12 protein-coding genes are annotated in these 13,441 nt (G+C 56.1%); 9 read left to right on the plus strand and 3 right to left on the minus strand.

Annotated elements, in window-relative coordinates:
* Positions 1–273 precede the first annotated feature (273 nt).
* Positions 274–1,575, plus strand: coding sequence for a sensor histidine kinase (locus RA28_RS09965; protein WP_193747385.1), 1,302 nt, complete (start codon positions 274–276; stop codon positions 1,573–1,575).
* On the opposite strand, the gene RA28_RS09970 is transcribed toward RA28_RS09965, so the two are convergent.
* Positions 1,538–2,212 carry a GntR family transcriptional regulator gene (locus RA28_RS09970; protein WP_039527406.1) on the minus strand — a complete coding sequence of 225 codons (675 nt, stop codon included), beginning with the start codon at positions 2,210–2,212 and terminating at the stop codon, positions 1,538–1,540. The genes RA28_RS09965 and RA28_RS09970 overlap by 38 nt on opposite strands.
* Positions 2,213–2,349: 137 nt before the next feature.
* Between RA28_RS09970 and dctP the strand changes: the two genes are divergently transcribed.
* The 5 genes from dctP to RA28_RS09995 all read left to right on the plus strand — a co-directional run bounded on the left by dctP (position 2,350) and on the right by RA28_RS09995 (position 8,074).
* Complete coding sequence (gene dctP / locus RA28_RS09975) at positions 2,350–3,336, plus strand: TRAP transporter substrate-binding protein DctP (protein ID WP_039527408.1); 987 nt, start codon at positions 2,350–2,352, stop codon at positions 3,334–3,336.
* A gap of 101 nt (positions 3,337–3,437) precedes the next feature.
* Positions 3,438–3,980: a TRAP transporter small permease gene (locus RA28_RS09980; protein ID WP_039527413.1), complete on the plus strand. Its 543-nt coding sequence runs from the start codon at positions 3,438–3,440 to the stop codon at positions 3,978–3,980.
* Between the two features lie 5 nt (positions 3,981–3,985).
* Positions 3,986–5,302 (plus strand): TRAP transporter large permease, encoded by a 1,317-nt coding sequence (locus RA28_RS09985; RefSeq protein WP_039527416.1) that lies wholly within the window; start codon positions 3,986–3,988, stop codon positions 5,300–5,302.
* Positions 5,299–6,567, plus strand: a complete 1,269-nt coding sequence (locus tag RA28_RS09990) for a malonyl-CoA decarboxylase (RefSeq protein ID WP_039527419.1) — start codon at positions 5,299–5,301, stop codon at positions 6,565–6,567. Before RA28_RS09985 ends, RA28_RS09990 begins: the two co-directional genes overlap by 4 nt.
* Positions 6,560–8,074, plus strand: coding sequence for a malonate--CoA ligase (locus RA28_RS09995; protein ID WP_039527422.1), 1,515 nt, complete (start codon positions 6,560–6,562; stop codon positions 8,072–8,074). Before RA28_RS09990 ends, RA28_RS09995 begins: the two co-directional genes overlap by 8 nt.
* A gap of 145 nt (positions 8,075–8,219) precedes the next feature.
* Here RA28_RS09995 and RA28_RS10000 read toward each other — a convergent pair whose 3' ends face one another.
* Positions 8,220–9,050: a nuclear transport factor 2 family protein gene (locus RA28_RS10000; RefSeq protein WP_241481100.1), complete on the minus strand. Its 831-nt coding sequence runs from the start codon at positions 9,048–9,050 to the stop codon at positions 8,220–8,222.
* 248 nt (positions 9,051–9,298) lie between these two features.
* Here RA28_RS10000 and RA28_RS10005 point away from each other — a divergent pair, with 248 nt between their 5' ends.
* The 3 genes from RA28_RS10005 (at position 9,299) to RA28_RS10015 (ending at position 12,617) form a co-directional block, all read left to right on the plus strand.
* Complete coding sequence (locus RA28_RS10005; RefSeq protein WP_039527425.1) at positions 9,299–10,606, plus strand: selenium-binding protein SBP56-related protein; 1,308 nt, start codon at positions 9,299–9,301, stop codon at positions 10,604–10,606.
* A gap of 107 nt (positions 10,607–10,713) precedes the next feature.
* The gene (locus RA28_RS10010; RefSeq protein ID WP_082029794.1) at positions 10,714–11,382 is read left to right on the plus strand and encodes an SCO family protein; all 669 of its coding nucleotides are present in this window, start codon (positions 10,714–10,716) and stop codon (positions 11,380–11,382) included.
* 86 nt (positions 11,383–11,468) lie between these two features.
* The gene (locus RA28_RS10015) at positions 11,469–12,617 is read left to right on the plus strand and encodes a cytochrome-c peroxidase (RefSeq protein WP_052261404.1); all 1,149 of its coding nucleotides are present in this window, start codon (positions 11,469–11,471) and stop codon (positions 12,615–12,617) included.
* On the opposite strand, the gene RA28_RS10020 is transcribed toward RA28_RS10015, so the two are convergent.
* Positions 12,614–13,381, minus strand: coding sequence for an SDR family NAD(P)-dependent oxidoreductase (locus tag RA28_RS10020; protein WP_039527433.1), 768 nt, complete (start codon positions 13,379–13,381; stop codon positions 12,614–12,616). The two genes, RA28_RS10015 and RA28_RS10020, sit on opposite strands and share 4 nt — an antisense overlap.
* Positions 13,382–13,441: the final 60 nt, after the last annotated feature.

The raw sequence follows: 13,441 nt of genomic DNA on the forward strand, positions 1-13,441 counted from the left end.
TGAAGGACAGGCAGCGCCGCAATCCGCCGATCAGGCTGATCTTGCCGTCAGCGAGATTCTCAGCGACGCTGAGTTTTCCAGCAAAGAGCTGGCGCGGGCCATTCGATTGTTCGCATTAGATACGTATTACCACTAAAAGGCGTTTACAAAAGTTAAAGAACACCTAGTAATTGTTATTAGAAATTCGTTGAGGAGTTTTGGAACTTGGACTTGCCATCTGATTCAGGGCTGATTGGATCGGTGGGCGAAACGACGTCTCCTTTGATGCGTCAAATGAAGGACTACTGCCGCGTCGGTCTGGAGTTGACATTACAAAGACTGTTCATCTTTGCCTCGGCCCTGGCATTGGCGGCCTTTTACTACGACGCCCGGTTCGCGGCAATTTTGCTGGTGTTTCTTCTGGTGTCCGAATTGTACGACTACAGGTTCTTCAACCGTGTCGTGGCAAGCACTGAAACCTCCCATGCCGCTGCGCGCAGGTTTCTTCCCTACCTGTATCTGAGCACATTTTTCAGCACATCGCTGATCATCGCCTATTCGGTCGGTATTGCCGTCATTCAGGGGCCGACAACTCATTTTATGTCATCGTTTTTCCTTTTTGCGGCAGCACTCTTTGCGGCGATGAACAGTTACTATGTCATGCACGTTTTGGTGACGCGTCTGATCTGCTTTGGCGCCGCGTTTTTGTTCATACCAATCCGCGATATCGTGATTACCAATGCTCCGCTGCAATCCGAGCTCTGGGCGCAGTTGTTTACCAGCATATTTGTTCTGACATTCGTCATCGACAGTTCCCGAAACTACTTGAAGGTCTATCGGGCGCAAACGAAACAGCTGGACCTGCTGCGCATCGAACACGAAAGGTCTCAGGTCGCGTACAAGGCCAAATCCGAGTTTATTTCGACAATGAGCCACGAATTGAGGACCCCGCTGACCTCGATCAGAGGATCGGTTGATCTGGCCCGATCCGGCAAGTTGGGTAAATTGCCGGATCAGGTTGCTGCTGTTCTGGATGTCGCGCAACGCAATTGCCAACGCCTGCTGAAATTGATCGATGAGATACTGGATCTTCAGAGTGTCGAGTCCGGGCGCATGGCCTTCACCCACGCCACTATTGATTTGGTTCAAGCCCTGTCTGAGACAATATCAGACTGCGAGGTCTATGCGTCCGAGCACGAGGTCTCGATCAGATCGTCGCTTCCCGATCAAATGGTTTTGGTGACAGGGGACAAACAAAGGCTACAGCAGGTGTTTGCCAATATCCTGTCCAACGCCGTCAAGTTCTCACCTGCCAAAAGCGAAAGTCTGGTTTCAGTGCAGGTCACGGACGCCGAGGTTAAAGTTCTGTTTAAGGACGAGGGTATCGGCCTGTCAGAAGACGACAGGGAAAAGGTGTTCGATCGTTTCAGTCAAGTTGATTCATCAGACACCCGCAGATCCGGCGGGACAGGTCTGGGCATGAACATCTCGCGACAGATCATGCAAGCGCATGGCGGGTCTATCGGGTACCGCAAAAATGAAGGTCCCGGCACGACTTTCATCGTGACGATGAAACCACTTGCGCGTGAGACTTGAGCGACGACATCAGATTGTGAAACTTTTCCCCCTGTACAGCGACATGCGAGCGCAGCGCATCTGCTGTTTTCTCGGGATCGCTGTCGCTCAACGCTTGCACGATGTCTTCATGCTCGGACATGGATTGCGACATCCGCCCGCGAAACCGAAGTTGCTGTCGGCGGAACGGCTTGAGCCGTCGGTGCAACTTTGACGCCTCTTGTTCCAAAAACGAATTGCCGGACTGATTGTATATGATTCGATGAAACCGCTCGTTTTCAAGATAGTAAATGTCCGGATCACCGGCATCGACCGCCATCTGACACCGTGTATTTGCGTCGGCAAGCTCCTTCAAGGCCGCGTCCGAGATGCGCAGGGCGGCAAGTCTACCGCACACGGCTTCAAGCTCGGCCATGACCTCGAACATCTCCATCAACTCAACCGGGCCGGGCTGTCGGACAAAGGCACCGCGTCGCGGGATAAGGTCGACCAGCCCTGACAAGGCAAGCCGCTGAAATGCTTCCCGAAGCGGAGTTCTGGAGACCCCGAATTGATCGGCCAATTTGACCTCATCCAGGCGATCTCCGTCCGAATAGGTCCCGTCGAAGATAAGTTCTTCGAGGTCCTGGGCGATTGTATCCGCAAGGCGCTGCTCCATGACCGTCTGTTGTACTCGCAATTTTAAGGAAATTCAATAAGTGCATTTTTGTATACAAAAAACTTGACTAAAAAAACATAGCGTCATTATGATTTCCGGTATCCCCGGCGCGCCCGGGTGAAAACAGGGAGGAAAGAATGAAAGCCATTCTCAAGACAGCCGTTGCCGCCGTGGCGCTTGCATCCGCAGGAACACTGGTCAGTGCCGAGGAATTGCGCTTGTCGCATCAGTGGTCCAACAAGGATATTCGCCATCAAGTCGCACAGATTGTCGCCGACGAAGTGGCGGCTGCCGATGTAGATCTGGAAATCAAGATCTTTGGCTCCAAATCGTTGTTCAAACCACGCGAACAGTACAAACCACTCAGCCGCGGCCAACTCGACATGACTGTTCTGCCGCTCAGCTATGCCGGTGGTCAACAGCCGGCCTACAACCTGACGCTGATGCCGGGTCTGGTAAAGAACCACGACCACGCCGCCCGCCTCGCTGAATCGCCCTTCATGGAAGCATTGGAAGAGAAGATGGCCGAGGACGACGTGATGGTTCTGGTCCATGGCTACTTGGCCGGGGGTTTTGCCGGCAAAGACAAATGCATCACCAAGCCCGAGGATGTCGCGGGCCTGCAAACTCGTGCGGCAGGCAAGTCGTTTGAGCAGATGCTGGCCGGTGCGGATGCGTCGATCGCATCAATGGCGTCTTCGGAAATCTACAACGCGATGCAAACCGGCGTCCTACAGGCGGCCAACACGTCTTCGTCGTCCTTTGTCAGCTATCGCATCTATGAACAGGTCAGTTGCTACACCCCTGCAGGCGATGTGGCACTGTGGTTCATGTACCAGCCGTTGCTGATGAACAAATCCACCTTTGAAGGATTGACCGAAGATCAGCAGGCCGCGCTGCTGGCGGCGTCTGAAAAGGCACAGGCATATTACCTGGAAGAAGCCAAGAAACAGGATGCCAATTCTGCCGAAGTCTTCAAGGAGGCCGGTGTCGAAATTGCCGAGATGAGCCCCGAGGACTTCGAAGCCTGGCGGGTGCTGGCCCAGGAAACATCCTACAAGGCATTCGTGGAAGAGGTTCCCGACGGACAGGAACTGCTGGACAAAGCACTGGCGGTCGATTGATCCAATGTTCCGGGCGGCCACGCAGCCGCCCGGCAACCGACCAAAATTCCCATCTGCTCTGATCTTCAGAGCTAATTGCATCTCAAGGACAGGAGGCGCAAATGGCGGGTCATAGTACGGCCGTTGCTTCCCACACCGGGAACAATCCCTTTCTTCGCTTCGTTGCCGCCCTTTCAACCGTGGCCGGGTGGTGTTCTGCGGGCATGATCGTCGCTGCCGTCGCAATCACCTGCCAGATGATCGTCGTGCGCTTTGTCCTGAACGGATCGACCATCTGGCAGACCGAAGCGGTCATCTACCTTGTCATTGCCGCCACTTTGGTCGGCCTACCCTATGTTCAGCGCCTGCGCGGCCATGTGAATGTTGACCTGATCCCGATCTCTCTGGCGCCGCGCGCGCGGTTTTTCCTGGCGATCCTGACCTCGGTCCTGTCCATCGTCATCGTCTCGATCATGCTTTTTTACGGGTACGAATACTGGCGCTTCGCGTGGGAGCGTGGCTGGAAGTCGGACACCGTCTGGGGCGTCCGCCTTTGGATACCCTATCTGGCCATTCCGGTTGGCTTCGGTTTGTTGCTGCTGCAGCTGATCGCCGACCTAGTTGCCGTGCTTCTTGGCATCGATAAACCCTTCGGACTGGAGTAAAGCCGATGGATCCGCTTTTGCTAGGCGCGATAGTCGCCGTCGCCACCATTCTTGTTCTGTTTTCGGGCGTGTCGGTCGCCATTGGCCTGTTGATCGTATCGGCCGGATTCCTGATCATCTTCGACGGGCCGCGGTCTTTGGAACTGATGCCGGAAATACTCTTCGGCAAACTCGATAACTTCGCACTCTTGTCTATTCCGATGTTCATTATCATGGGCGCTTCAATCGCCTCGACACGCGCGGGTGCTGACTTGTACGAAGCCCTTGAACGCTGGCTGACCCGGGTTCCCGGCGGTTTGGTCGTCTCGAACTTGGGGGCGTGTGCCCTGTTTGCCGCCATGTCCGGTTCGTCGCCCGCAACCTGCGCCGCCATTGGCAAGATGGGCATCCCCGAAATGCGCAAACGCGGTTACCCGGATGGCGTTGCGGCCGGTTCAATCGCAGCAGGTGGAACGCTGGGTATTCTGATCCCACCTTCGGTCACCATGATCGTCTACGGCATCGCGACCGAAACGTCGATCGGTCGCCTTTTCCTTGCCGGTGTCATACCGGGCCTGATGCTGGTCGGCCTGTTCATGGCCTGGTCGTTGTATTCCACATGGAAATCCGGCGATGCGACGCGCCTGGGGTCGGGCAGTTATACCTGGGGCGAACGGTTCGAAATCCTGCCGCGTGTCCTTCCCTTTCTTGGTATCATTATCGGCGTTCTTTACGCCATGTACGGTGGCATCGCCACACCGTCGGAAACGGCCGCAGTCGGAGCGTTGCTGTGCTTGATGATCGCCATGATCATCTACAAACTTTGGAACCCCAGGGACATCTGGGTTGTGTTGCGCGACAGCACCAAGGAAAGCGTGATGATCCTGTTCATCATCGCCGCCGCCGGTGTGTTTTCCTACATGTTGAGTTCGCTGTTCATAACGCAGGCCATTGCCGAATGGATCGGGACGCTGGATGTGAACCGCTGGGTCCTGATGGCCGCCGTGAATGTCTTTCTTCTGATCGCTGGCTTCTTTCTGCCGCCCGTCGCCGTGATCCTGATGGCGGCACCAATCCTGCTGCCGATTATCACAACGGCAGGCTTTGACCCGATCTGGTTCGCGGTCGTGCTGACCATCAACATGGAAATTGGTCTGATCTCACCGCCCGTCGGTTTGAACCTGTACGTGATCAATGGCATCGCGCCGGACATCTCGCTGAAAACCATTCTGACCGGCTCACTGCCATTTGTGGCGTGCATGGTGATCGCAATCGTCTTGCTGTGCCTGTTCCCAGGCCTAGCAACCTGGCTTCCTGATCTGGTGATGGGAGCAACGGTATGACCCTGCTCGCAGATCTTCTTTCCACCGTTTTTGAGCGCCGGTACCGTCGGCCAGGCACGTCGGCATTTGACGGGCGCCCGCTGACCGAGCTTGCAAACGCGCTGATGGGATCTGCGGGTGAAACATCCGGTCTGGCACTGGCCGAAGAAATCCTAAATCGGTTCGACGCGTTGGAGGACGCAGACAAGCTGGCGTTTTTTCAATATCTCGCAACCGCGATGAACATCGACCCCGAAGCCGTTCGGACGTCTTTGGACGAATATGAACGGGCACCGTCCAAGGCAACCTACCGCAGCTTTGCCGCCGCATCCGAGCCCCCCCGGCAAGAGCTGATCCGGCGCCTGAATCGCGTACCTGGCGCAACCGGTGCGCTGGTAAAGATGCGCGCTGATCTGCTGAGGCTTGGGAGTGGAGAACCCGAGCTTCAGGCTCTGGACCTCGACTTTCGCCACCTGTTTGCCAGTTGGTTCAACCGGGGCTTTCTGGTGCTGCGCCCGATCAATTGGGAAAGCCCAGCGCACATTCTGGAGAAGATCATCGCCTATGAGGCGGTCCACGCCATCGACAGCTGGGATGATTTGCGCCGCAGGCTCGAGCCGACAGACCGTCGCTGCTTTGCCTTTTTTCATCCATCCATGCCGGACGAGCCGCTGATTTTTGTCGAAGTGGCGCTGAACAGCGGCATTCCAGGGTCGGTTCAGGCATTGCTGGCCGAGGACCGAAGCCCCCTGCCTGCAGAACAAGCAGACACGGCGTTGTTCTATTCCATTTCCAACTGTCAGGCAGGACTGGCCAGCATCTCGTTCGGGAACTCGCTGATCAAGCAAGTCGCCTCTGACCTGGCGACAGAGCTTTCGGGGCTGAAAACCTTTGTCACCCTTTCACCGATTCCCAACCTGACGAAGTGGTTGTCGCAAGAAGGCATCGCGTGGAATACGGACCAGCCCACCCAGATGAAAGCGCTGGCAGCGCATTACCTTCTCAACGCCAAGGGGCGGGGCGGTGTGCCGTATGATCCGGTGGCCCGGTTTCACCTTGGGAACGGAGCCCTTGTTCATATGGTACATGCAGACGCCGACATATCGGAAAACGGGCGCGCCCAGTCCGGGGGTACAATGGTCAACTACCTTTATGACCTGAACCGTATCGCGCAAAACCACGAGGATTTTGCCACCACCCGCTCGATCAACGCTTCGTCCGAAGTCAAGACGCTGGCGGCGTCCTTCCCCTCCGCGCAACACAAGAAAGGTAAACCTGATGGCTAACCCTCTTTATGACGGCCTGTTCGGTGCTCATGCTGGAAAACGCACGCCTTTTTTGCACCTCTTGGACGGAACGACCCTTACCCATCAGGACTTTCTGAACATCGCGGCCCGGATGGCACACGTGGCAACACGATTGGGCCTGAAACCCGGAGACCGCGTCGCCGCTCAGGTCGAAAAGTCGCCCGAGGCTCTGGCGCTTTACGCGGCCTGTGCGCAGGCAGGTCTGGTGTTTTTACCGCTCAACACGGCCTACACGGTGGATGAGCTGACCTATTTTGTCGAAAACAGCGGGGCATCCCTCATCGTTTGCGACAGTAAGAACGCAGGTGAGCTCTCAGCGGTCGGGGCGCGACTGAACGCAAAAGTGGAAACCCTGAACCATGATGGCACCGGAAGCTTGATGGATCGCGCGGCGGAAATGCCTGCCGATTTTGAAACCGTCGAACGCAAGGGCGATGACCTGGCCGCGTTCCTCTATACCTCGGGCACGACCGGCCGCTCAAAAGGGGCGATGCTGACGCAGAATAACCTGTTGTCCAACGCGCGCGCATTGGTCGGCGAATGGCGCTTCACACCCCAGGACGTGTTGCTGCACGCGTTGCCGATCTTTCACACACATGGACTGTTTGTCGCCACCAATGTCTCACTCGCTGCCGGCAACAGCATCATTTTCATGCCGAAATTCGATCTGGACGAGATCATCAGGCGGATGCCGCACGCGACCACGATGATGGGTGTACCAACCTTCTATACCCGCCTGCTGGGCGACAACCGGTTCACCAGGGATCTGGCCGAACACATGCGTTTGTTCGTGTCGGGTTCGGCTCCGCTGTTGGCAGAGACCCATGTGCAGTTCGAAGAGCGCACGGGCCATCGTATTCTTGAGCGGTATGGGATGACCGAAACCAACATGAACACGTCCAACCCCTATGACGGCGATCGTCGCGCGGGCACCGTCGGTTTCCCACTGCCGGGTGTCGTCCTGCGGGTCTGCGATCCAGCAGGCACCCCACTGCCACAGGGCGAGATCGGTGAGATTGAGATACGTGGACCCAACGTATTCAAAGGCTATTGGCAGATGCCCGAAAAGACCGCTGCGGAACTGCGCGAGAACGGGTTTTTTATCACCGGCGATTTGGGTCGGATAGATGAGGATGGTTACGTCCACATCGTGGGTCGAAACAAGGATTTGATCATTTCGGGCGGCTACAACATATACCCCAAGGAAATCGAATTGCTGCTGGATGACCAACCCGGCGTGCTGGAAAGCGCCGTGATCGGTGTGCCGCATCCCGATTTCGGGGAAACCGTGCTGGGCGTGATCGTCGCCGAACCGGGCGGAACCCCGGACATTGAGCTGCTTCAGGCCAAGGTGTGCAACAGCCTCGCGCGGTTCAAGCACCCCCGCAAGCTGATCGTGATGGACGAGTTGCCCCGAAACACCATGGGCAAAGTTCAAAAGAATGTCCTGCGCGACCAATACAAGGAGCTGTTTGTCGCCGCTTAAACGGAAAGTGCCAGCCCGGTGGCTCGGCCTTGGAAGGGCGCAACGCCCGCAAGCAAAGCTGCCGTTGGTTCCGTAGAGGCCGGTTGATGATGCTCAATATTCGGATTGTGCATCAGTTTTCATCCGGCTGACTCTCTGCTTAAAATCAGAATTTCCCGTTGTCGTTCTTCCACTCGCTGCGCGGTGCGATGGCCTCAATCGTGTTCCAATGCTCAACGATCAATCCGTCCTGAAATCGGAAAAGATGATAGAAACTGGTGTGTACATCCGCCTTGCGACCTTCGCACATACAAAGGGCAAAATTCCCTTCGGCAAGCACGCGATGGACCTTGTCGTGTCGTATCTTGGGTGCGCCATCATGCACTTCTTCCAATGCTGCGCGCAAGGAAGAGACGCCGTCGGTCAAGTCAGGATCGTGCTGAACCAAGTTTTCATCAACAAGGGTATCGAGAAGATCAAGCTTGCCATCGACCAGTACCTGTTCGGCAAATCGCTGAGCCATTCCTCGGTTGATCTCGGTCCCGGCCAGATCTGAAATTTCTGTTGTGCCATCCAACATACCGCGGCCCGACGGGTTGGGACCTTTCATCGGCTGGATGTTGTCCCAGTGTTCGACAGCCTGGCCGTCCTCGAACCGGAATACTTCAAACGCCACTCTCAGACCTGAAAAATCGTATTCATTGTGGGCGAAGGCAAAATTACCATCTTCGAAAACACGCACAAAATTGACCCGGGGGTTGGTCTTTGACAAGCGTTTGAACAATTCCGCAAGCCCCTCACTGCCTTCGTGAGTCTGCGGATTGTGCTGAATGTATTTCGCCTCATTCACGACAGCTGCGGCGCCCGGATCTCCGGTCTCGATGCCTTTCAAGAGCGTTTTGAGCAAGTCTTTGTTTGATGGCATTCCGGCTACCTCGAGATGGAAGAACATTACTGCACGCACGATAGCGATAAATGGCGTTTTTGTCGGCGTCATGGTTCATGACCAAATAGCGCGCACAGCGCAGTTCTTTGATCGCTGCCGAATTGACACCGCTCAGCGACGAACACCTTGTCAAAGACCTCCGAGGCACGGGCGTGGCGTATTTTACCACTCGAATGGCTTGATATGCGCCAATCCCACCAGAGCGGCGCTCGGGCAGAGTAGTAGCCTGACCCAGAGGTGCGCGTGCGACATTGGGCACGGCGCATTCCCTTAAGGTTACACTATTGGACACACTAGCAATGAACAGACGAGAATTCGGCTTATTATCAGCAACTTGGCTTGCAGCGGGTTTGCCAACTGGCCTCAGAGCGGATGAAACCTGCCAATCCCCGTATATGCCGAAAATCACCGGACATGAAGAGTTCGTGTATGTCTGGACGCTGGGCGTGGAAGGCATGGGAGATGGGCAAGACAAGCTCGTGACCGTCGATGTGCGGCCCAACTCACCCACCAAAGGCACGGTGATAAACTCTGTATCCGTGGGCGGACGTAACGAGGCGCATCATGGCGGGTTTTCAGCCGATCGCAGGTATTTCTGGGCGGGTGGTCTGGATACAAACCGCATCTTCATTTTCGACGTTCATTCCGATCCGTCGCAGCCGCGCTTACACAAAACGATCGAAACCTTTGTCGAGGACAGCGGCGGCGTTGTTGGACCGCACACGTTCTTTGCGCTGCCCGGGCGGATGCTGATCACGGGCCTGTCGAATTCGGACGACCATGGCGGCCGGACGGCTTTGGTCGAATACAATGATGATGGCGACTATCTGGCGACATATTGGATGCCCACCGCAGACGACATGCGCGGCGCCGTGGCCGTTGATGGTGCCGTTGCAGATGGCTACGGCTATGACATTCGCGCGCTGATCCGCAAGAACATCATGCTGACGTCGTCGTTCACCGGGTGGTCGAACTACATGATGGATTTCGGACAGATGCTGCAAGACCCGGAGGCAATGCAACGGTTCGGGAACACAATTGTTCAGTGGGACCTGCATACCCGGCAGCCGCGCAAAGTGTTCAACGTGCCCGGCGCTCCGCTGGAAATCCGCTTCCCCTGGGGATCGAATGCTAATTATGCGTTCTCTTCAACCGCGCTGACCTCACAGCTTTGGCTGATCTACGAAGACGATGCGGGCGAATGGCAGGCCAAGGCGGTTGCGGACATTGGCAACCCTGCGGACATCCCGCTGCCCGTTGATATCTCAATCGCGGCGGACGATCAGACCCTGTGGGTCAATAGCTTTATGGACGGCAAAACCAGACTGTTCGACGTCTCGGACCCGCATAACCCCAAGCAGGTTTACGAAAAGGTCATTGGGCCGCAGGTCAACATGGTCAGCCAAAGCTGGGACGGGCAACGCGTCTATTTCACCTCATCTCTGCTGGCGAACTGGGACAAGAAGGGCGAAGACAACGCGCAGTACCTGAAAGCTTACAGCTGGGATGGGAACGAGCTTGTCGAGGATTTTGAGATCGACTTCAACGCACTGAATCTGGGTCGTGCGCATATCATGCGGTTTGGAAGCGCGGCGCTCTACGCCTGATCCGCAGTCCCGCCAAAATCAGCGGCCTGGCCAAAAGCGCGAGGCCGCTGGAACTGTATAGGTGAAATTTGAAACGTGCTGCGCTGGTTCTGACCATCATAGCGACGATGGCTGCGATTCCGTTCGCGGTTTCGCGAGAGGCTGAGGCCCCGATAACGGCGTCAGGCCTCTCCAAGCATTTTGAAGTGGGCGATGATTTCCAATATGAGCCGCCGGAACCCGGAACCTATGATCTGGTTGCCGTAAAATCCGCCCCAACCGGTCAGGTGCTCGATACGTCAGGCGCGCAACGAGACCTTGGCACGTTGTTAAACGGCAAGATCTCATTGGTCAGCTTTGTCTATCTGACCTGTGGTGACATCAATGGGTGCCCGCTGGCGATGTCCACGCTGTTCGACATCTATGAAACCAGCTTGATGATCCCGGGATTGGGAGAAGATGTGCAACTTGTCACGATTTCGTTTGACCCGGAACGCGACACCGTGGATGCGATCAACAGCTTCATGCTTCCCTTCGCAAGTGACGCCGAGAAGGATCAAAAGTTCGACTGGCACGTTCTGACCACCGAAGGGCAGAAGAAGCTCGCCCCGATACTCGAAGGTTTTGGTCAGGTTGTTGATCGCGGGAGCCCGGATGGCCAGATCAACCACCTGCTGCGGATGTACCTTGTCGATCGGGATGGTGCCATTCGAAACATCTACGGTCTTGGGCAGATTGATCCCCGGTTGCTGATGGGGGATGTCGAGACCCTTTTGCTGTCGGAACAATCGTCTTGAGGTATCTCGCCGCCGCGATCCTGATCTTAATACCGATTGGATCAGGACTTGCCGAAGCCGCTGGGCAACCAGTTGGATGTACCTCAATGCGCGACAACTTCCTCCGGGAAGGTTCCGAAGCTGACCAGAGTGTTTTCTTGGGTTTGCCCACGATTGAACATCCCGACGACAATCCGCCCTCATTGGCAAAGCTGGAACTGGGTCGAAAACTGTTCCTCGATCGCCGCCTGTCAGCCAATGGAACAATGGCGTGTGCCACCTGCCATCTGCCCGAGCAGGCTTTTGTCAATCGCGAAATGCAGACCGCGGTCGGTGTCGAGGGTCGGTCGGGTCGAAGGAACTCGCCAACGCTTTTGAACTCCGCCTACCTGACCACCCTGTTTCACGATGGTCGCGAGATCTCGTTGGAAACTCAATTTATCGCACCGCTTCTTGCCCGCAATGAAATGGCGAACCCTTCCATCGGCTATGTCATCGAGAACCTCAGATCATTCGAGGACTACGACGGACTTTTTGAAACCGCTTTTGGCGGCAGCGCATCGATTGAAAAGATGGGACAGGCGTTGGCGGTTTTTCAGCGAAGCCTCGTGGCCGGAAACTCTCCTTTTGACCAGTGGTATTTCGGCGGGAATGACGACGCCGTCAGCAACAGCGTCAAGAACGGCTTCGAACTGTTCTCTGGCGCAGCCGGGTGTTCAAACTGCCATTCATTGCATCAAACCCACGCGATGTTCACAGACAACCGGTTTCATAACATCGGCTATGGCTGGATGAGAGAGCAGGATCGGCACAAAGGCGAAAGGACCGTCAATGTCCAAGTCGCACCCGGTGTACACTACGAGGTCAGCTCTTCAGTGATTGAATCCGTCGGTGAAGGTCGCCAAGCCGACCTTGGTCGCTATGAAGTTACGCAGAATCCAAAGCACCTCTGGCAGTTCCGAACCCCATCACTGCGAAATGTCGGCGCAACGGCGCCATACATGCATGATGGCGGGCTTTCCACGCTTGCCGACGTTATTGATTTCTACGACAAGGGCGGCGCGCGCCATGCTCTGCTCAGCCCTTGGGTCCGGCCACTGCACTTAACCGCTGAAGACAAAGACAACCTCGAGGCCTTCCTGAACAGCCTGACGTCAGAGAATCTCGACTGTCTTGAGGTCTACGCACGGTCGGGATTGATTGACGGTAACCGGCCTCAAGTTGCGCCTTCCCTTGGGACAACACGCGAGCCTTAGCTTGGTTGCAGTCGGATCGCGCCGTCCAGTCGAATGACCGAGCCGTTCAGCATGTCATTTTCGACAATCTGTTCGACCAGTGACGCGTATTCCTCGGGCTTGGCCAATCTGGCAGGAAACGGCGTTTGCTTTCCCAGCGACGCCTGCACCTCTTCGGGCAAGCCCATCAGCATCGGCGTTTCAAACAACCCCGGCGCAATGGTGACAACGCGAATGCCGGTCTTGGCAAGGTCACGCGCCATTGGAAGGGTCAAACCGATCACGCCGGCCTTTGATGCTGCATATGCGGCCTGGCCGATTTGACCTTCCAAACCAGCGACGGACGCCGTCATGATGATGACCCCTCTTGCGTTGTCGTCCCCTGCGGGCTCATTCTCCGCCATTCCGGCGGCAGACTGGGATGCAGCGACAAATGTGCCGAACAAATTGATGCCAAGCGTCTTGGAAAAAAGGGCGGGATCGTGGGGTTTGCCCTTGGAAACCGTCTTTTGACCAGGTGCGATACCTGCACACGACACAAAGATTCTTTCGACCCCGTGCCGGGCCCGTGCGATGGCAAACGCCATTTCCAACTGCTGGGCGTCCGTGACATCGACCTTGCAAAAGACGCCACCGATTTCTGACGCCACTGCTTTGCCGCGCGTTTCTTCAACATCAAAGATCGCGACTTTCACACCCAATTCCGAGAGGCGGCGGGCGGTCGCTTCGCCCAAGCCTGATGCGCCGCCGGTGACAACCGCGGCCGAACGTTCATCGATTTTCATTTTTGAACCCTTACTGTTTGAACTTTGTTCTGCGCGATCCCGCGCAGGTGCGTTGCCCGG

Origin of the sequence: Ruegeria sp. ANG-S4, from assembly GCF_000814005.1 — a bacterium.
Taxonomy (GTDB): Bacteria; Pseudomonadota; Alphaproteobacteria; order Rhodobacterales; family Rhodobacteraceae; genus Ruegeria.

What these genes read in the sequence shown, in the direction of transcription:
- RA28_RS09970 (WP_039527406.1), bottom strand. Translation starts at nt 2,212, where the DNA reads ATGGAGCAGCGCCTTGCGGATACAATCGCCCAGGACCTCGAAGAACTT.
- RA28_RS10000 (WP_241481100.1), bottom strand. Translation starts at nt 9,050, where the DNA reads ATGACGCCGACAAAAACGCCATTTATCGCTATCGTGCGTGCAGTAATG.
- RA28_RS10020 (WP_039527433.1), bottom strand. Translation starts at nt 13,381, where the DNA reads ATGAAAATCGATGAACGTTCGGCCGCGGTTGTCACCGGCGGCGCATCA.
- RA28_RS09985 (WP_039527416.1), top strand. Translation starts at nt 3,986, where the DNA reads ATGGATCCGCTTTTGCTAGGCGCGATAGTCGCCGTCGCCACCATTCTT.
- RA28_RS10005 (WP_039527425.1), top strand. Translation starts at nt 9,299, where the DNA reads ATGAACAGACGAGAATTCGGCTTATTATCAGCAACTTGGCTTGCAGCG.
- RA28_RS09965 (WP_193747385.1), top strand. Translation starts at nt 274, where the DNA reads ATGAAGGACTACTGCCGCGTCGGTCTGGAGTTGACATTACAAAGACTG.
- RA28_RS09995 (WP_039527422.1), top strand. Translation starts at nt 6,560, where the DNA reads ATGGCTAACCCTCTTTATGACGGCCTGTTCGGTGCTCATGCTGGAAAA.
- RA28_RS09980 (WP_039527413.1), top strand. Translation starts at nt 3,438, where the DNA reads ATGGCGGGTCATAGTACGGCCGTTGCTTCCCACACCGGGAACAATCCC.
- RA28_RS10010 (WP_082029794.1), top strand. Translation starts at nt 10,714, where the DNA reads ATGGCTGCGATTCCGTTCGCGGTTTCGCGAGAGGCTGAGGCCCCGATA.
- RA28_RS09990 (WP_039527419.1), top strand. Translation starts at nt 5,299, where the DNA reads ATGACCCTGCTCGCAGATCTTCTTTCCACCGTTTTTGAGCGCCGGTAC.
- dctP (WP_039527408.1), top strand. Translation starts at nt 2,350, where the DNA reads ATGAAAGCCATTCTCAAGACAGCCGTTGCCGCCGTGGCGCTTGCATCC.
- RA28_RS10015 (WP_052261404.1), top strand. Translation starts at nt 11,469, where the DNA reads ATGCGCGACAACTTCCTCCGGGAAGGTTCCGAAGCTGACCAGAGTGTT.